Annotated in this window: 18 protein-coding genes, 1 pseudogene and 1 riboswitch; of the genes and pseudogenes, 7 read left to right on the top strand and 12 right to left on the bottom strand. The window is 43.9% G+C overall.

Translation table 11 applies throughout. The features are described 5' to 3' along the window. Positions 1 to 745: 745 nt before the first annotated feature. Positions 746 to 2,339 (top strand): annotated as a pseudogene (pckA, locus tag LC065_RS09980) (phosphoenolpyruvate carboxykinase (ATP)). 659 nt (positions 2,340 to 2,998) lie between these two features. Here pckA and ytkD read toward each other — a convergent pair. Continuing rightward, positions 2,999 to 3,466 carry an RNA deprotection pyrophosphohydrolase gene (gene ytkD, locus LC065_RS09975; RefSeq protein ID WP_226591741.1) on the bottom strand — a complete coding sequence of 156 codons (468 nt, stop codon included), beginning with the start codon at positions 3,464 to 3,466 and terminating at the stop codon, positions 2,999 to 3,001. Positions 3,467 to 3,753: 287 nt separating this feature from the next. Between ytkD and LC065_RS20500 the strand changes: the two genes are divergently transcribed. Then, entirely contained in the window at positions 3,754 to 3,963 is a 210-nt protein-coding gene (locus LC065_RS20500) for a DUF6612 family protein (protein ID WP_371933453.1), read from the top strand. Here the strand turns inward: LC065_RS20500 and LC065_RS09970 are convergent. The 7 genes from LC065_RS09970 to LC065_RS09940 all read right to left on the bottom strand — a co-directional run bounded on the left by LC065_RS09970 (position 3,930) and on the right by LC065_RS09940 (position 11,775). After that, the gene (locus LC065_RS09970) at positions 3,930 to 4,241 is read right to left on the bottom strand and encodes a hydrolase (protein WP_226591745.1); all 312 of its coding nucleotides are present in this window, start codon (positions 4,239 to 4,241) and stop codon (positions 3,930 to 3,932) included. The two genes, LC065_RS20500 and LC065_RS09970, sit on opposite strands and share 34 nt — an antisense overlap. A gap of 61 nt (positions 4,242 to 4,302) precedes the next feature. Next, positions 4,303 to 5,400, bottom strand: a complete 1,098-nt coding sequence (gene menC, locus LC065_RS09965; protein WP_226591746.1) for an o-succinylbenzoate synthase — start codon at positions 5,398 to 5,400, stop codon at positions 4,303 to 4,305. Continuing rightward, the gene (locus LC065_RS09960) at positions 5,397 to 6,860 is read right to left on the bottom strand and encodes an o-succinylbenzoate--CoA ligase (RefSeq protein ID WP_226591748.1); all 1,464 of its coding nucleotides are present in this window, start codon (positions 6,858 to 6,860) and stop codon (positions 5,397 to 5,399) included. The genes menC and LC065_RS09960 overlap by 4 nt, the downstream gene beginning before the upstream one ends. 108 nt (positions 6,861 to 6,968) lie before the next feature. Further along, positions 6,969 to 7,787, bottom strand: coding sequence for a 1,4-dihydroxy-2-naphthoyl-CoA synthase (gene menB / locus LC065_RS09955; protein ID WP_089654878.1), 819 nt, complete (start codon positions 7,785 to 7,787; stop codon positions 6,969 to 6,971). A gap of 65 nt (positions 7,788 to 7,852) precedes the next feature. Then, a complete protein-coding gene (gene menH / locus LC065_RS09950; RefSeq protein WP_371933452.1) occupies positions 7,853 to 8,542 on the bottom strand; it encodes a 2-succinyl-6-hydroxy-2,4-cyclohexadiene-1-carboxylate synthase in 690 nt (229 codons plus the stop codon). 105 nt (positions 8,543 to 8,647) lie between these two features. After that, positions 8,648 to 10,384, bottom strand: coding sequence for a 2-succinyl-5-enolpyruvyl-6-hydroxy-3-cyclohexene-1-carboxylic-acid synthase (menD, locus tag LC065_RS09945; protein ID WP_226591752.1), 1,737 nt, complete (start codon positions 10,382 to 10,384; stop codon positions 8,648 to 8,650). Next, complete coding sequence (locus tag LC065_RS09940; protein WP_226591754.1) at positions 10,372 to 11,775, bottom strand: isochorismate synthase; 1,404 nt, start codon at positions 11,773 to 11,775, stop codon at positions 10,372 to 10,374. The genes menD and LC065_RS09940 overlap by 13 nt, the downstream gene beginning before the upstream one ends. Positions 11,776 to 12,003: 228 nt before the next feature. On the opposite strand from LC065_RS09940, the gene LC065_RS09935 reads away from it, so the two are divergent. The 3 genes from LC065_RS09935 to LC065_RS09925 all read left to right on the top strand — a co-directional run bounded on the left by LC065_RS09935 (position 12,004) and on the right by LC065_RS09925 (position 14,293). Continuing rightward, positions 12,004 to 12,948 carry a 1,4-dihydroxy-2-naphthoate polyprenyltransferase gene (locus LC065_RS09935; RefSeq protein ID WP_226591756.1) on the top strand — a complete coding sequence of 315 codons (945 nt, stop codon included), beginning with the start codon at positions 12,004 to 12,006 and terminating at the stop codon, positions 12,946 to 12,948. Between the two features lie 540 nt (positions 12,949 to 13,488). Beyond that, positions 13,489 to 13,881, top strand: a complete 393-nt coding sequence (locus tag LC065_RS09930) for a hotdog fold thioesterase (protein ID WP_226591758.1) — start codon at positions 13,489 to 13,491, stop codon at positions 13,879 to 13,881. 34 nt (positions 13,882 to 13,915) lie between these two features. Next, positions 13,916 to 14,293: a TraR/DksA C4-type zinc finger protein gene (locus tag LC065_RS09925; RefSeq protein ID WP_226591760.1), complete on the top strand. Its 378-nt coding sequence runs from the start codon at positions 13,916 to 13,918 to the stop codon at positions 14,291 to 14,293. Positions 14,294 to 14,326: 33 nt separating this feature from the next. On the opposite strand, the gene LC065_RS09920 is transcribed toward LC065_RS09925, so the two are convergent. The 3 genes from LC065_RS09920 to LC065_RS09910 all read right to left on the bottom strand — a co-directional run bounded on the left by LC065_RS09920 (position 14,327) and on the right by LC065_RS09910 (position 16,842). Further along, positions 14,327 to 14,920, bottom strand: coding sequence for an ECF transporter S component (locus LC065_RS09920; protein WP_226592787.1), 594 nt, complete (start codon positions 14,918 to 14,920; stop codon positions 14,327 to 14,329). A gap of 153 nt (positions 14,921 to 15,073) precedes the next feature. Next, positions 15,074 to 15,220, bottom strand: a riboswitch (FMN riboswitch). A gap of 252 nt (positions 15,221 to 15,472) precedes the next feature. Then, entirely contained in the window at positions 15,473 to 15,685 is a 213-nt protein-coding gene (locus LC065_RS09915; RefSeq protein WP_226591762.1) for a hypothetical protein, read from the bottom strand. Positions 15,686 to 15,783: 98 nt separating this feature from the next. After that, a complete protein-coding gene (locus LC065_RS09910) occupies positions 15,784 to 16,842 on the bottom strand; it encodes a M20/M25/M40 family metallo-hydrolase (protein WP_226591765.1) in 1,059 nt (352 codons plus the stop codon). A 119-nt stretch (positions 16,843 to 16,961) separates the two neighbouring features. Here LC065_RS09910 and LC065_RS09905 point away from each other — a divergent pair, with 119 nt between their 5' ends. Next, positions 16,962 to 17,513 carry a thioredoxin family protein gene (locus tag LC065_RS09905; RefSeq protein WP_226591767.1) on the top strand — a complete coding sequence of 184 codons (552 nt, stop codon included), beginning with the start codon at positions 16,962 to 16,964 and terminating at the stop codon, positions 17,511 to 17,513. Between the two features lie 100 nt (positions 17,514 to 17,613). Continuing rightward, on the top strand, positions 17,614 to 18,612 hold the full coding sequence (locus LC065_RS09900; RefSeq protein WP_226591769.1) for a potassium channel family protein: 999 nt from the start codon (positions 17,614 to 17,616) through the stop codon (positions 18,610 to 18,612). Here LC065_RS09900 and LC065_RS09895 read toward each other — a convergent pair. Beyond that, a complete protein-coding gene (locus tag LC065_RS09895) occupies positions 18,595 to 19,011 on the bottom strand; it encodes a YugN-like family protein (protein ID WP_226591771.1) in 417 nt (138 codons plus the stop codon). The genes LC065_RS09900 and LC065_RS09895 overlap by 18 nt on opposite strands. Between the last annotated feature and the right edge of the window lie 27 nt (positions 19,012 to 19,038).

The following is a 19,038-nucleotide window of genomic DNA, read 5'->3' as shown; positions in this document are numbered from 1 at the left end:
AGAAACTTTTTTCAATAAGAAATATCCCACTCTTCCATATAAGCTCCCGTTTGTTGAAGACTCAGTTTCGAGATGCTTTAGGGTTTCGTTTGCCATAATGGGAGTCAGGGGTGGCTGGGAAGCTACTCGCTTTCCTGTAGGGGAGCGCCGAGCTCCCTGGGACTGCGTCCTGCGGGATCTCGCCTATCTCCTTCTCCCACGGGAGTCTCGCAGCTTCCCAACCACCCCATTCGATGTATGTGAGAAACGAACCCCTTTACCAAGTTGGATTGTCTTCCGCTATCTCGATTGTTAAAAGCATAGAACGCTCTGTATTAAGCTCTCAGAGTGCAAATACCTGGGCACGGGGATTTTATCCTTATACTCCCATTAAACTGAATAGCTGATTATTCGGGGAGTGGTTTCGAGACACTGATATAGCAAAGGGGCGGAGGGGAATGGCGAGACTCCTGCGGGAAAAGAGTGCTTGGTGAGACCCCGCAAGGCGTTAGCCTGAGGAGGCTCACCGCGCTCCCGCGGAAAGCGAGTTATTCCCCGCAGCCCCCATCCACTCAACAAAAGTCTCGAAACTGAGTCTTTCACAATCCTGCCAGATTGTTGAACAAAAGAGTGGGTTTCTAGTTTGATAATTCAGAATAAATAAAATGTAAGCTTTTTCACGTATAGTATGGACTAAAGAATTCAATGTGTTATACTAATCTCACATTAGGTTGATCATAATAAATGCAAAGGCGGGTCGACACATATGAGTACCATAAATCAAATGTCTGAACTGAATCTTTTACTTGCCCAAGAACATGTCCACCACCAGCTATCTGTTCCACACTTAGTGGAAAAGATTTTATACCGTAATGAAGGTACCCTGACAGAAAAAGGGGCCATCCAGGCAACGACGGGTACTTATACTGGAAGATCTCCGAAAGATAAATTCATCGTTCAGGATGATGTTACACAAGATAAAGTTCACTGGGGAGCTGTCAACCAGCCCATAGATGATCAAACGTTTGTAAAACTATATCATAAAGTATTGGATTATTTGAAAGAACGGAATGAACTTTTTGTCTTTAAGGGCTTTGCGGGGGCAGATGAAAAGCACCGTCTTCCTCTTCAGGTACTCACAGAGTTCGCCTGGCACAACTTATTCGCACAGCAAATGTTCATTCGTCCAGATGAACAGGAAGTAGAAGATCATGAAGCAGAGTTTACTGTAATCTCTGCTCCAACCTTCAAAGCTAATCCGGAGACCGATGGAACGAACTCAGAAGCATTCATCATGATCTCTTTTAAACACCGTATTGTTTTAATTGGTGGCACCGAATATGCCGGAGAGATTAAAAAGTCTATCTTCTCTGTCATGAACTATATTCTTCCCGAGAAGAACGTTCTCCCTATGCATTGCTCAGCTAACGTAGGTAAAGAGGGGAGATGTGGCTTTATTCTTCGGCCTTTCCGGAACAGGAAAGACAACATTATCAGCGGACCCTCAACGTAGGTTGATTGGTGATGATGAACATGCATGGTCAAACTACGGAGTTTTTAATATTGAGGGTGGATGTTACGCGAAATGTATCAACCTTTCTCAAGAAAAGGAACCCCAGATTTTTGATGCCATTCATTTCGGCTCTGTCCTGGAAAACGTAGTGCTTGATCCACAGACCCACCAGCCCGACTACAATGACACAAGTCTCACTGAAAATACACGAGCGGCTTATCCATTAGAGCATATTGATAATACTGTACAACCGAGTATCGCCGGTCATCCGAATGCCATCATCTTTTTAACAGCTGATGCAACAGGTGTCCTCCCACCAATCAGTAAATTGACCAAAGAGCAGGCCATGTACCATTTCTTGAGTGGATATACGAGTAAACTTGCAGGGACTGAAAGAGGAATCACAGAACCACAAGCTACATTTTCTGCCTGCTTCGGTTCACCGTTCCTTCCTCTCCCGCCATCCACTTATGCAGAAATGCTCGGGGAAAAAATTGACCAATTCAACGCAGATGTTTATTTGGTCAACACAGGCTGGTCAGGAGGATCTTACGGGGAAGGGCAGCGAATTAAACTGGCCTACACAAGATCCATGATTCATGCCGCACTGGAGGGAGAGTTAAGCTCTGCTGAAACTTATCAAGATCCATTTTTCGGTTTGAATATTCCTACACACTGCCCTGGTGTACCAGATGAAGTATTATTTCCTAGAAAAACATGGGCAGACGCCGATGCATATGATCAAAGTGCCAAGTCATTGGCAAGCAAGTTTCATGAAAACTTCAAGAAATTCACATATGCAAGCGAAGAAATCAAAAATGCAGGACCGACCTACCACAGGTCATAACAATTGTTTCCTCATCTCCTCATATAAAAGAAGGCCCCGCTGGATTTCCAGCGGGGCCTTCTCTATGCCCTCCACTCACAAACGCTCCCGTTTGTGGAAGACTCAGTTTCGAGACAATTGAGTGATTCTAGGGGCTCCGGGAAAAGGTTCGCTTTCCATGGGGCGGGCGGTGAGCCTCCTCAGGCTACGCCTTCCGGGGTCTCACCTCTCCCACACGTCCCATAGGAGTCTCACCGTTTCCCTCCGCCCCATTGCCATGAAAGATTTTCGAAAACACTCCTAAAAGGTCAGCTCGTATGATTATGGGAGGTGGATGACTAGAACACCTCAACAGTACGTTAAAGCTTAATCCACTTCGCTTTACACCTCTAACAGTTGGATAGTGAAAGACCCGTCCAATTTGGCACAAGGGTTCGTTTCTCCCTTACACCGAAAGGGGTGGTTGGGAAGCTGCGAGACTCCCGCGGGAATGGATGGACTGGCAAGACCCCACAGTGCGAAGCACGAGGAGGCTTGCCGTCATCCCCGCAGGAAAGCGAGTAGGTTCCCGACCACCCCTGACGCCCAACATAGCAACGAACCCCGGAAACATCTCGAAACTGAGTCTTCAACAATCCTGCCAGATTGTTGAAGAAACATTAGAAAAAAGGTAGAAAAGTTTAGTTAAACTTTTCTACCTTTTTCAAGCACTCTGGCAACACTTCATCTTTCATCATGAAACTAAAACGATCATTCGATTTTAAATTACGCGGGAGATGACGGAACAATACTGGTCCGTGCGTCTCAAAATAATGATCCTGATCATCGATCGAATCAATCATTGCAAAATACACATTCTTAATGACCGTCCCCCCTTTCCCTTCTACATGGTACTGACCAATGTAGGATAAATGAGAAATAACGGCTCCTGTCTCTTCTCTGACTTCTCTGACAGCGGCGTCTTCCGCTGATTCTCCCTCTTCAACTTTTCCGCCTGGAAATTCTAGACCACGATCTTTATGCTTGGTGAGCAGCCATTGATCCTTGTATCGGCATATCACCCACACATGTTTCGGTGTCTCGGAAAAAGGATGATCCTCAAAAGATAACCGGACAGGGTTGTGGTAATAATCATAAAATGTTTTCATGTCTGCTCAACTGCCTTTAATCCTTGATATACGTTCTGTCTTTCACCTGTTTAAATCGTACCACAAGCCACGCTAAATACAAACCGGTCAGCAGACAAACTTCCCGCTTTTCTGAAAAAATTGTAAAAACACCCACAAACATGAAACGTTCGATTCTTATCATCTACAAGAAAGAAAGCAAAAAAGTGAATAGAACAATAATGGCTCAGCGAACCTATGTAGCGACGATTAAGATGCATACGAACCCCGAATGTTCCGTATGGATATGAAACTTGAAATTGAGGATCATGGGGGAACAAATTGAGGTAAATCAATCCATATACAGTGAATTCAGACGTTTTAACGAAATTAAAGAGATTGTCGTACCTAAGGACATTCTTAATCAAGCAGAGAAAATGGAAGATATGCCTGGTGATATTCTAATGAAGCATAGAAAACCGCTTCTTTTTAAGAAGCGGTTCGATTATTCATTCAATACACCCATCTCACTGATATGATGTTTAGTCGCTTCATCTCCAAGGTCGTAAATCTTTTGAAACGCTTTTTTCATACCAAGATCCACTTCATCGTTCGCCTGATCGTTATGATAGGGATTATACGGAACGTGGGACCGCCAGAAAGACTCTTCATCTGCATTATAAATCTCATCAAATACTTCTCTTAGCGCTTTTACTTCCTCTTCCGTTGCATAAATCGTGAAATCATCATTGTTTGCATCGTGGTTTAAAGAAATTTCCCTTGTTCCCATGTTGATATAATACTTATCCTTATCCATCATTCGCCCTCCTCTTCTCTAGTGTGAACCACGGAGGGGAAACCTATTACAGATTGATGATTCAGGAAAAGGTCTTGTAAACGAGTGTTACTTCATCCAAATATTCTTCATCCACTTCCATACCCATTCCCGCTTTCGCAGGAACCTCAATGGTACCTTTACGCATAACAATCTCAGGGTGTACAAGATCTTTATAAAAATACCTTGTAGAACCGGACAAATCACCTGGAATCGTGAAATTTGGCAGGGATGCTAACGCAAGATTATGCGCTTTGGATATCCCAGATTCCACCATCCCTCCGCACCACACAGGAACCCCACGCGATTGACAGAAGTCATGAATTTGAATCGCTGCGGTTAATCCACCGACACGACTGATTTTTATGTTAATGATTTGACAACTTCCCAGTTCAACCGCTTGGATGGCATCGTGTAAAGACATGATCGATTCATCCAAACAAATCGGGGTCTTCATTTCCTTTTGCAACTTTTTATGCCAATAAAAGTCCCCTCCTGGAAAAGGCTGCTCAATCATTGTTAACCCGTAATCATCCAATGAACGTAAATGGCTTATATCCTCTGCATTGTATTGACCATTCGCATCGATCATGATCGGAAGGGACGGGTCGATTTCTTGGATGGTTTCGATCGCTTCCTTTTCTTTTCCTTTAACCACTTTCAATTTATATCTTTGAAAACTTTCTTCCTTCAACCTGGATACATCTTTTTCTAACGAATCTCCTAGGCTGATCACCGCCCCCGCGCTTACTGATGAACGGATACCTCCCAGGAGATCGGCAAGGCTTCTGCCTGTTTGCTTTCCATACAAATCCCATAGCGCTGCTTCCAGACCCGCTTTTGCCATCGGATGACCCTGCACTCCCCCATTTTGTTCTGCCACATCAGAAGGGTGTTCCGCTCCATTTTTCAAAAGGGACGGAATCAGATGATTTTCTAAAATATTCCAAGCAGTACCTAACGTTTCATAGGTGTAAAAAGGGGTAGGAAATGCCGTCACCTCGCCATAACCTATACAACCTGCATCATCTCTTACTTCTACAATAATAAGAGGACGCTCTTTCAATTCAGCCTGGTGAGTAACGAACGGAGCTTTTAATGGCATGGAGACTTTCCTTAAACGGACGGACTGGATTCTCATTCGTCTCCCCCTTGCTTGAGGCAGGATGACAAATCTCTACGCAATAGTTTGTTCGAGGCATTTCTCGGTAGTTCATCGATCCAATGAACCTCTTTCGGACATTTATATTTCGCCAAACGCTTCCTGCACCAGTTCAGCACTTCTTCGTCAGTCAGACTGGACCCATCTTCAGTCACTATATACGCTGCAGGAACTTCTCCCCAATGTTCATCAGGACGACCGGCCACACCTGCTTCCCGTACTCCTGGCATGGATGATAACACGCTCTCCACTTCTGCAGGATAAATGTTTTCTCCTCCTGAAATGATCACATCCTTCACCCGGTCTACGACAAACAAAAATCCATCTTCATCTTCAAATCCGAGGTCCCCTGTCCGCAAATACGCGTTTTCTCTTTTCTCCCGATTGTAATATCCCTTTGACACCATCGGACCACGAACGATAATTTCGCCAACCTCGCCTCTTTCATTGCAGTCTATATAAAGATGCGCAGAGCTTAAAGCCTTACCTGCTGAACCAAGTTTTGAGAAAGCGAATTCTGGACTGAGTGTGGCGATTTGGGAGGAAGTCTCTGTCATTCCATATGTTTGGAAAACAGGTATTCCTTTTACTGATGCCTTTTCGAGTAATACTTCAGGAACAGGTCCCCCACCAAGAAGCATGCAGCGGAAGTCGTCTGGATACGTACCATCATCAAGCATCTCGATTAGCCTCTGCAGCATAACCGTCACCACGGATACATGAGTAACCCCTTTTTCCATAACAGCTTCGTGAACCTTGCATGCATCGAACTTTTCAAAAAGCATGACCGGCATACCATAAACGACACTCTTCATTAGGATTGAAAAGCCACCAACATGGAACAAAGGCAAACAATTCAACCACTTGTCCTTTTCTCCTGTTCCTAAATTCAAGGCAGAAGCGACCGCACTGTGCCAATGGTTTCCATACGTATGCATCACGGCTTTCGGGTTCCCTGTCGTCCCGGATGTGTACATCATCGTATAAACGTCATCGAGATCGAGGTCCGTTTGAAGTTCATGGGGGACTCCTTTCTCCATTTTCAGATGTTCAAGTCTATGCACCTCAAGGTTCATCTCTGTTACCGATTCGGCAGCAACTGGCACGTGGTGATCATCAGAAAATAAATGTGAAACATGCGCATCCGTAAGCTGGTACGTAATTTCGGCTGCAGTCAGCCTCGTGTTCAACAGAACAGCTACCGCTCCAACATAGCTTACCGCGTGTATGAAAACCGTGTACAGCGTACTATTGCTCGCTATTAGGGCTATGTGGTCATCCTGCTTCACCCCGTTTTTCATAAGCTCACCGGCCATCCTACGGCTTTTTTCCCTTAATTCAGAAAAACTAATGTTCCTCCCGTCTGATGTTTCAATCGCTGTACGCTGTGGGTTTAGTGATGCCTGTTTATCTAACCAATGTGGAATACGTTCGCCCATTTCAACCCTTCCTTTACTCAGTTCTTTTATACTTCCGCTCAAACCACAAAAGGGGCAATCCTTTCTACAGGATGCCCCTTCACACGTGGTTTCATATATAGAGTCGAATCAAGGGAAACGAGGGAACTGATCGAAGTCAGGCTTTCTCTTCTCCTTGAAGGCGTCGCGCCCTTCTTTGGCTTCCTCTGTTGTGTAATACAACAAAGTAGCGTCTCCCCCCATTTGTTGAAGACCAGCTAAACCGTCGGTATCGGCATTGAAAGAAGCCTTCAGGAAACGCAAGGCAGTCGGTGACTTCTCAAGCATTTCACGACCCCATTGTACGGTCTCCGCTTCAAGATCTTCCAATGGTACAACTGTGTTGACCAGTCCCATTTCCTCCGCTTCTCTCGCAGAGTACTGACGGCACAAGTACCAAATTTCACGGGCTTTCTTATGACCGACGATACGAGCAAGCAATCCTGCACCGTAACCAGCATCGAAGCTTCCCACTTTTGGTCCTGTTTGACCGAAGATGGCGTTATCAGCAGCAATCGTTAAATCACAAACGATATGTAATACATGTCCACCACCGATTGCATATCCGGAAACCATAGCTACCACAGGCTTTGGAATGACACGGATCAAACGTTGCAAATCAAGTACATTCAAACGAGGGATATGGTCATCCCCAACATAACCACCATGGCCACGTACTTTCTGGTCTCCACCAGCACAGAAAGCATCATCGCCAGCTCCTGCAAGAACAATAACCCCGATTCGGGAGTCATCGCGAGCATAAGCAAAAGCATCAATTAATTCATGTACCGTTTGCGGACGGAAAGCATTACGAACTTCCGGACGGTTGATCGTAATTTTAGCAATCCCTTCAAATCTCTCGTACATAATATCTTCATATTCGCGTTCACTAACCCAATCAAAAGACATAGTATTTCCTCCTTTTTCTACATTCAATTCGTAAATTCCTCATGAAAAACGCTTTCCTGCAATTTTCATTTTATCATGAAGCCATCTACAATTTTAGCAAAAATCCCAGGATTCTCAAGGTGGACAGTATGACCAGCATCTTTTACAACCCGATGAGTGGCACGTGGGCAACGCTCAGCCATTTCCCTATTGATGCTTCGGAACTTTGTATCTTCCTCTCCTGTCACTAATAAGACCGGGCACTTGAGCGAAGATAACCGATCCCACCAGGAGGGCTGGTGGCCTGTCCCCATACCGAGAAGTGATTCAGAAAGACCTCCAGCCGTCTGACTCAGGCGTACTTCTCTCAACGCTTTTTTCACATCATTAGGAAGCTTTCGTTGTGAATCAAAAAGCGGGATACTTTCCCAGAAGTCTACGAACGATTCGATTCCTTCTTCCATCAATTTTTCTGACAAACCTTTATCTTTTGCTTGTCGTGACAGCTGTTCTTCGGTTGTCGGTAAACCTGGAGAAGCACTTTCGAGTATTAATCGATCGACATATTCAGGGTATAACATGGCAAATGATAGAGCTGTTCTTCCTCCTAAGGAATAACCAAGCAAGGACACCTTTTCTAATCCCTGCTGATCCAGTAAAGCTTTAAGATCCCGGCAAAAACGTTCCATCGTTACCCTTCCAATCGATCCTGTTTTTCCATGACCGGGCAAATCCACTTTTATTAGTCGATAGGATTTTTCCAAACGGGAAGTAATGGAGTCAAAAGTTGAAGCTCGGCCTGTAAACCCGTGGAGCAGGAGGAGAGCTTGACCTTCCCCCCTCTTCCTCGACCCAATATTCTCTGCCGTTCACCTTCATTTTCATAAACTTTCGCTCCAATCCAAAACCGCTTTTTCTACATTCGACCAACGCTCTCTGTGAAACGCTACATGGTCGTCACGACTTGTCATCACTTCGACGACGTTCAGCCCTGGATCTGCATAACTTTCTGCTAAGGCACGTTTATAAGACTCCCAAGTCGTCACCTGCCTGTGTTTGCCTCCATACATGCTGATAACAGGTGCGAGATCCAAACCTAAAGGAGTGCCGAAGAGCTCTTCAAAGTGATCCGGATGTTTGGATTGAGGCAGGTAAGAAAATATCCCCCCTCCGTCATTGTTAATAACAACGATGGTCAACGGGATCCCCTTATTCTTTGCCATCCATAGTCCGTTTAAATCATGGAAAAATGAAATATCCCCTAACAGAAGCGTTGTGTGTTTGCCTGTAGCTGCTGTTCCGATTGCTGTACTAACCACACCATCGATCCCATTTGCTCCTCTATTCGCCATCAGCTGGACATTTTTAGGTGAAGACATGAAGAAACTGTCGACATCCCTGATCGGCATGCTGTTGCCCACAAATAAATTTGAATGGTCAGGAATCGTTTCTGCCAAATAAACGACCGCATGACCTTCATTGAGGGAAGGCTCTGGTTCGAGCAGCATTTCATTCTTCGCTAAAACATTCATCTGCTGCCACCTTGAAAGCCATGATGTCTCTACATTCCCGTCAGGCATAAAACTGGCCAAGCTTTCACATAATGTTACGGGCTCACTCCAAACGAATGTCGCCCCAATGCCCGCAGGCTCACGAAATTCCTGTTGATCGTCCACAACATAATGATCGATCTGGTCTTTATATTCCTTGATCCATTTTAAGTATGCTTTGGAAACAGGCATGGCTCCGAACCGTACGATGTAATCGGGCACGACTTGACCTTTAATCGAGGGAGACTTCAGCAGAGCATCATAATTTTCAATGATATTTCTTTTATCGTGACTCCCTGTACGAAGCTGTGATAAAGGATCGGCAAATACAGGAACTCCAAGACAGGAGGCAAGATGTGTGACGGCCTCAGCTAAACGGGAATCCGCTTGTGGCCCAACGACCAGTAAACCCTTCTCTCCCTGAGCCAGACGTTCAAATAATTGCTTCACCTGATCATCAGGCATCGCTAACTTCCCTCTCTGAGCTCTCGGAATCGGCTGGGTGCCGCCGCGCCATGCCTCTGCCAACTCGAAGTCTGGAATTAATGGTTCACGAAATGGAATATTCAAATGCACAGGACCTTGCCCGGCAATCGCTTCTTCCATCGCTCTCGCTGCCTGTTGTCTCGCATAGTGAAAGTTGTTTTCTTCTGGTAATGCAAGATCCTGATACCATCTAACATAACTGCCGTACATTTGTATTTGATTGATGGCTTGAGGGGCCCCGACTTCCCTTAATTCATGCGGCCTGTCAGCGGTCAACACCACTAGGGGTACCCGACTATAAAAAGCCTCGACAATAGCCGGATAATAATTCGCAGCTGCGGTTCCCGAGGTGCAAACGAGCGCTACCGGCTTTTGTTCTTGCTTCGCTATCCCCAGAGCAAAAAAAGCAGCTGAGCGTTCATCAAGGTGAACCCAGTGATTCACCTCGGAATGCTCAGCAAAAGTCATGGCTAATGGAGTAGACCTGGAACCTGGTGATATGACGACATGATCGACACCTGAGAACACGAGTTGGTCTACAAAATGAGTGACATATTTCGATAAAGCTTCTACATGTCCCATTCAGATCCTCCCAATACATCCATCATCGGTTTCAATTTAACAGCTGTTTCAGCATATTCCGCTTCAGGGTCGGAATCTTCGACTACTCCACACCCAGCGAATAATGAAGCTTCCTTTTGCTGAATGAGAGCGGAACGAATCGCTACAGCAAACTCACCGTTATCCTGTGCATCAAACCAACCAATCGGTCCAGCATACCAGCCTCTATTCAAGGTTTCATGTGCACGAATATACTCGACGGAAACCTGCTGAGGCATCCCACCAAGAGCCGGAGTCGGATGGAGCTTTTCAATCACATCAAGCAATGTGTATCCTTGATCTAATACAGCTTTCACTGGTGTGTACAAATGCTGCAAGTTCCGGAGCGGATAAAGGACAGGTCCATTTGGCACTTCTACTTGGCTGCTGCATGCTTCTACCGCCTCTTTAATCATTTCCACTACAAATTGATGCTCTTGACGATTTTTCGGATCTCCAAGCAATTCCTCCCCAAGCTTCAGATCCTCCTGTTCGGTCCTACCACGAGGAACCGTCCCTGCAAGACATGTGGATACTAGTTCTCTGTCTACCACTTTCGCAAGCCTCTCAGGGGTTGCACCAATAAAGTAGTCCCCTTCACTTTCGTAACAGAAGATATAGCTGTTTGGCTGACTATCAGCCAAAGCTTTCAAAACAGCGGTGATGTGCACATCCTCTTTGAATGTGACACGGAGCTCTCTTGCCAGGACGACTTTCTCCATTAACCCTGCTGTAATGTCTTCTGTGGCTTTTTTAACCGATTCTTTCCAAGCTTCAGGAGCTACCTCAAAAGTCTTCTCAATGTCAGGTAGCGAACCGGCCACCTCTCCTTCTTTAAGAAGAAAGTCACGGTGTTCTTGTATTTGAGTAGCGATCTGCTGCTGATGATCTTCAGGAAAAATCAGGGCATTGATGGTTAAATAAGTTTCTCCATCTACTTTCGTAAGCAGAAAAGCAGGAATCGTCATTTGACTATCAGGAAAAGACTCCCATGGTGTATCTTCTTTTTGTTCAGGGTCAAAACTGAACCCGCCAAGAGCCACCATTCCTGTTCCTTTTTTATTATAATCATCATGCAACATCGCATTTTCCTGTAAATGATTCCACAGGGATTGGACTTCACGAAACCGTTGTTTGCTTTTTGCATACAATTGACTGGCCTTCCCTATTCCGACCATGGTCAAATCATTTTCAGCACTCTGCCAAAACGAACGATGGTGATCAATATTCTGACCCGTTTCAAAAAATTGAAAGGGATTTTGTTCATCTATATGTTCAACAATACTAATAAACAGAGGTTCCCCAAGATGATGTGCTTTCTGAAGAGCTTCCCCTACCATTTCTTCTATATGAGGGGCCTTCGTATGAAGCATATATATTCCTCCCATTCTTTAAGGGACGTTATCTACTCTCTCCACACACACCAAATGAATGCTCTTGTGTGCATGCATCACTCTCTATTTTATTCTCTTTTTTCTCTTGACTCAAGGAATCTTACTTTAAAACCAACATTTTCTTACATTGATTGACACTCCAGGACGGTTTCCCTAAAATTAAACTGTTATCATAACAAGAGTATAGTGACAAGGGAGAGAACACCAATGAGCTCTGTTCAAAACCAAAACCTAAAAGCTTCCTTGAATGAACGTGAAGGTTTCCAAGTATGGTGGCGTTTGCTGCGACCACACACACTGACGGCTGCCTTTGTCCCTGTTTTCGTAGGGACAATGCTTGCTGCTATGGAACAATCGATCAACTTCTGGTTATTTGCAGCCATGTTGCTCGCCTCTATCCTCATTCAAGCCGCCACCAATATGTTTAATGAGTATTATGATTACAAGCGAGGCTTAGATAATGAAAATTCGGTCGGTATCGGAGGGACCATTGTCCGTGACGGAATCAACCCTAAGACCGTACTTTCGTTAGCCTATCTTTTCTTTATACTTGCAGGATTACTAGGCGTTTATATTTGTGCTTCTTCAAGCTGGTGGATAGCTGTAATCGGATTGATTTCCATGCTGTTCGGCTATCTTTACACTGGAGGGCCATTACCGATCGCCTATACTCCATTTGGTGAAATAACAGCAGGTTTTTTCATGGGAACGATCATTATTGGAATCAGTTACTTCATTCAAACTCTTTCGATTACGGCTGAAGTAATCATCGTTTCTGTTCCTGTGGCTATCTTTGTCGGTACCATCCTATTAGCCAACAACATCAGGGACCGCGTCGGTGATGCCGAAAACGGGAGAAAAACGCTGGCTATTCTTTTCGGCCACAAAGGATCTATCGTTTTCATCGGTTCACTTTTCCTAGTAGCCTTTATCTGGACAGGTGTGTTAATCATTCTGGGTACACTGCCTTTATGGTCATCCATTACCTTCTTTAGTGTAATAAAAGCAACAAAAGCCATTCAGGGATTTATAGGAAAAACTCAACCTCTCGAAATGATGCCTGCGATGAAAGCGACGGCCCAGACGAACACCATTTATGGTTTTCTCCTAGGTCTATCCTTACTATTACACCTTAACTTCCCTCTTTCCTAAAAGAGAGAACCAGAAAAAACACATCAGGAGCAACAAAAAAAGGATGGTCCCCACCATCCTTTTTTATTTTCACTAAAGCTCCCGATTGTGGAAGGTGGATTATAGAACCCCTAAACTTATAAGTAAGGTTCCAATTTTCCCCACATAGGCAGGCATAAAGTGCTTTGTATCAAGCATTTACGTTTTCTAAATGTCCATTGAGTAGAGTTTATATGATTCACTTCCCATAACCATACAAGGTGATCTTACAAGTAGTGATTTCGAGAATCTTACTTGTAAAAAGGGCGGAGGGGAATGGCGAGACTCCTGCGGGAAAAAAGTGCTTGATGAGACCCCACAGGACGCAGTCCGAGGAGGCTCACCGCGCTCCCGCGGAAAGCGAGCTATTACCCGCAGCCCCCATCCACTCAACAATAGTCCCGACACTGAGTCTTCCATAATCCTGACAGATTGTGGAACAAGTCATTTATAATTTCAGTATGTAACATGAAGGTTTGACCATTTTTACAATGGGAATAATACAAAAAGGACGGGATGAAAATGAACAAATCTATGATGAAGAATACATTGATGGAAGCACTTGGGATGGAAGTTCTGACGGCAGACGCAGCAAAGGTACAAATTCGTATGCCTGTCGACCACCGTACCCATCAGCCTATGGGTTTTCTCCATGGAGGAGCAAGTGTGGCATTAGCCGAAAGCGCTGCGAGCATCGGGGCATTTTTGAACATTGACCCTGATCAACAACAAGTTTTTGGTATAGAAATCAATGCCAACCATATAAAAAGTGCCCGCGATGGATATGTAAAGGGAACAGCGACTCCTGCTCATATCGGCAAAAATACAATGGTATGGGAAATACAAATTGTCAATGAAGCTGATGAGTTGTTGTGTATATCCCGATGCACGGTAGGGGTTGTCCCCAAAAAATAACCGAATTGTCTAATTGAAAGGAGTCACGTTTAGCATGTTGAATGATAATCAAAAACAAAAATTCAAAGACCGTCTTTTAGAAATGAAGGAAGAAGCAGAAGCACAAATGGAAGAATACAAAGAAGATCAAGCGAAAGAAGATTATGAGAACGACCGAACCGGTGAAATATCGAGCGTGGCTGACCATCCTGGCGACCAGGGAACGGATCAATTTGAGAGAGCGAAAGAACAAACATTTTATGAGCAGGCGCGAGAAAAATTAATGGAAGTAGAAGACGCCCTGCAGCGTATGGAAGAAGGACGTTATGGTTTGAGTGAAAAGTCAGGTGAACCCATTCCAATTGAGCGTTTGGAAGCTATGCCGACAGCTCGTTATAAAGTGGAAGAAATTGAAAAAGAAAAAAATAATTAAAAGAAAGCGAGGGGTTTATTCCCCTCGCTTTCTTTATGCGGCTGACTGCCGTACACTTTTTTGTTCGATCCAGTCCTTCATCTTCACGAATAACATGATAAACAAGGATCCAGCGATGGCTCCTTTAATTACATTAAATGGAAGAATACCCGCTACTATCGTCATCCATTTCACATCTGTACTCATTGTCTCCCAGCCCATAAACCAGCTGTATGCAGGAAGGATAAGGAAATAATTGAGTACGCTCATCGTTACTGCCATAAAGAGGGAACCAAAAACCAAACCTAAAATGAGTGACTTCATCGTTTTTCCTTTTCGATAGATAATGGCAACCGGAACAACAAAAAGGACTCCGGCAAAGAAGTTCGCAACGACTCCAATGGGATCAGAAACTCCTGTAAAAATCATATATAGGCCATTTTTCAACGCTTCCACCACAATACCTGCGAGTGGTGAAAATAAAATCGCAGCTAGAAGTGCAGGAATGTCACTAAAGTCCACTTTTAAATAAGGGGGTAAAAAAGGAAGTGGAAATTTCAAAAACATTAACACCATAGATATTGTACCAAGTAACGCTAAAATGACTAACTTTTGCAGTTTTGATGATTGCCCCGTGTATGAGTTCATCATCGATCTCCTCCTTCATCTTTTCATCGATTCACATCCCAGATGAAGGTAAACGGCCTATAAAAACACATAAAAATAACCCTGTAGCACTTAGGGCTAAGGGTAGTCGTGTCCATAGGAAATAGAGGTAGTGTTTAATCTACCAGTTCCGTTCGACATCTTCTCCCATCCAGACTTTAACTGTCGGTCCCGGACTTTCACCGGGTCCACCGCATGGCCGAACCATACGGGTCACGGACTTGAAGAATCAAAATTCTTCTTACCGTCGGTCGGGAATTGCACCCTGCCCCGAAGATGGAATCGATATATTATTGTAAATTTATTTTATACAAAACGCCGGGATAGCGCAAGTAGAATGTTCTGTGACTGATTGTTTTCTGTTCTTTTGTGAAACTAAAACGTCACCTGTATCGTTTAAAATCTATAACAAATTCGATGGGTCTATCTACTGATTTAACCCGTCACCTTCTTGACTGCCTTCCCTTAATAGTAGCGTAGAATGTTAAGAAAAAAATAACCACATGGCGCATGATTGCACCTTGTGGTTATTCTTCATGCCGATGGAGACTGCATTTTTTCTGTAGCATCTATAAAAAGACGGAGAGTTGAAGAAACAGTAGATACATCGACGAGACCATCTTCGCAATCTTTTACCTTATCAAGCTGCATGAGAATGTATTCATCATACCCATGCAATTGTAGCTGTCCGGCACAAATCTTCCCTTTCAACGTCAAAATTTGTTGATGCAGCACTTCCCGATCCATGCAGATCACTCCTTAATATAGAAGATTATATCTGCTATTCTCTCCAATTATGCTTTAAATAAACAAAACACCGAGGAGACCCCTCGGTGCTTAAAGGATTATTCTTCTAGCGGATTCAAACTTTCGTTCCCTGTCATATTCTTAATCATTTCTACCATCAAGGTGATCTCTTCTTCGATGTCCTGAACACTTACAGTTTCTACAGGAGAATGCATATAACGGAGCGGCAGGGAAACGAGGCTGACTGGAACACCTTTTCCGGTAAGTCTCATCTTATCGGCATCCGTCCCAGTCATTCTAGGTGTCAGCTCATACTGCACATCCATTTCAAGAGTTTTCGCTGTATTCTCTAGAAGCTTGTTAATCTTCCGGTTGATCGGGGCTCCTTTTGCCAGTACAGGTCCCCCGTCTAATCGTACGTCCCCGTGTTTATTTTTGTTAACCCCGGGATAATCGGTAGCAAACGTCACGTCACATGCAATCGCCATCGTTGGTTCAATGCCTGCCGCAGCGAAATAAGCTCCCCCCATGTTGGTCTCTTCATTAACAGTGCTTGCCGCATAGACTCCCACTTGAATATTTTCTTTAGAAAGCCTTCTCAATACTTCCCCCACAATGAATTGTCCTGTACGGTTATCCAGACCACGTCCGGCTATGTATCGATCCATTAACAGTTCCGGCTCTCTTTTATAAACAGCAAGGTCACCAATTTGGACAAATTGCTCCATCTCTTCTTTCGTCTTTGCTCCACAGTCAATAAAAAGATCGTCTAAACCGAAGTCCCCTTTCAATCCACCATGGTGTTGAGCGTTCACTCCAATAACCCCTGTCAGTTCCTTTTCATAGCCAAGGATGTTAACCTTCATTCCTACGGCTGCTTTCGGGTTAATGCCTCCCATTTTGTCAAAATGAAGATAACCTTGCTCATCAATACGGTTGATGACGAGAGCAATTTCATCACAGTGCCCAGCTAACAGGATTTTGAATTCTGCTTCCGGGTTCAATACAGCGATGGCATTCCCGGCATGATCGGTTTTGATTTCATCAGCATATGGTCGCATCTCTTTAATCCATCTTTTTTGTATTTCCATTTCCATGCTGGATGGTGAAGGTGTGTTTAGCAATTCCATCAAAAAGTCCAATCGTTCTTTTTTCATAATCATCCCCCTTTTCTTTTATCATACCAAAAAAGAGGAATCCCATTATAATTAGACGCTTATTCTGACCCTAATGAGGGAACATGGTCTTGTACGGAGTTTGTAGAGGAGGAATTGGAATGAACTTAGAAAACTGGTTTAACAGAGGAATGACAGCCCAGACCTACGTCGATCACATGCAAACACACCAGAAAGACTTCATCTATATATATGAAAACTTCCCGGTCCCCGTTGAAGATCAGCCCTTATTCGAAAAAGTACAAAGCAAGAAATTACGTGCCCTAGTTCTTACAGAGGACTGGTGTGGTGATGCGATGCTGAACCTGCCGATTTTCTTAAAAATTGCAGAGCAGGGACATATTCCCGTTCACTTCCTTTTGCGTGATGAAAATCTAGAGTTGATGGATCAATATTTGACAAACGGACAATCTAGATCCATCCCTAAAATTATTTTCATCGACACCAAAGGGAATGAAGTGGGAACTTGGGGACCACGCGCTCCAGAAATCCAAGCATATATCGATGATTCATTAGCGAATCTCCCAGATCATGATGCTGACGATTTTAACGAAAAACGTAAGGAAATGCTTACGTTCATTACAAAGGCTTATCGCGATAACCGAGACTTCTGGTCTTGTGTCTATAAAGATTTGAAAGAAAAAATTTCATAACCCCATTTCCAAAAGGATTTCCTTACTATGTAAGGAAGTCCTTTTATGTTTGAATATAGACCAGAACAGCCATACTGAGGATAAAAAAGGGGCATATGTCATGCAATCCTTAATCCGCCTATACTTCCAAATGCCGCTGTTTTTGCGGTTATTGACTACCGTTTTGTTTACCATGTCATTATTCGGGTTGATCATTCATATCATTGAGCCGCAGAACTTCCCTACTTTCTTTGATGGTCTCTGGTGGGCATTTGTGACAGGTGCCACCGTCGGTTATGGTGATTATGTCCCGTTAAGTGCAACAGGGAAAATCATAGCGATTCTTCTGATTCTGTCAGGTGGAGGCCTCGTAACCTTCTATATGGCGACACTTTCAGCATCTACAGTGAAACATGAAACGGACTTAACAGAAGGAAAAGTACCCTACAGAGGAAACGGTCACCTGATTCTTGTTGGATGGAATGAAAGGACCCGTCACTTGCTGGACATGCTTGAAGAACAAAACCTGCAAGAAAGAATCGTTCTGATCGACCGGACGATGAACCAATTTTATCAGCGTTTATCCAGTGTTCATTTCATTAACGGAAGTGCCACGAATGAAGAAACGCTCGAACAAGCCAATGTAAGTGAAGCGAGAATGGCAATCATAACCGCTGATCCATCCATGGAAGAAGAACAGTCGGATCAGACGGTCATTCATCAAATTGTCTCGCTTAAAGGACACCATCCAGGGTTGTTCATCATCGCGGAAGTACTGACTGAAAAACAAAAAATCAATGCAGAACGGGCAGGCGCCAATACCATTATTCGTTCTAATGACTTTATGAGCAGCCTCTTTTACCAGGAGCTCTATCGTAACGATCCGGTCAAACCTTTTGAGCTTCTTCTTGACTTGTTGACGGAACGCCAATTTCATGAAGAAATAATTCGTGGTGAGCTCATTGGAAAACCTATGCTCAAAGCTTTCGAACATTACTTGAAAGAACATTATCAAATTATCGGCATAAAAAAAGGCGAAGATCTCTCCTTCGACCTTCACCCCGATATTGTATTGGAAGAAGGGGATGTCCTTGTCGTTTTTTCACCCCTTCGAAAGTAACACTTGTTCAACTTGAGCAAGCAGCTCTCTTCCCTTATTGATGTGTTCTTCAGGAAAAGAGGCATCTTTATCCACCGGCTCCTGGAACTGATCGAAAATAGCACGGAAGTTCCCTTCTTTAACGTTATCATCAAGTCCTGGATTATATTTATGAGATAGCAGAAACGGTTCTTTCATTTCAATCATGGCATAATCGCCAGGGGCATCTAAAGAGCCTGAAGTTACGACGAACGGAAGACGAATGAACTGGTAACCTACATGGTCGTCAATTTTGTAATCAAAGTACCCATGCTCATAATCCCAATTATCGGAAAGTTTAAAGCCGATAGCCTTCAGTTCACTTTCTACATCATTATATGTGTACACTTGCCCTGTAATTGGTGAAGATAATGGAATCACTGTCATCACTCCTTTATTCCTTACTAT

The organism is Halobacillus litoralis, from assembly GCF_020524085.2.
Taxonomy (GTDB): Bacteria; Bacillota; Bacilli; order Bacillales; family Halobacillaceae; genus Halobacillus; species Halobacillus litoralis_E.
The sequence above is the reverse complement of the archived record's forward strand: the minus strand, read 5'-3'. Positions and strand labels throughout refer to the sequence as shown.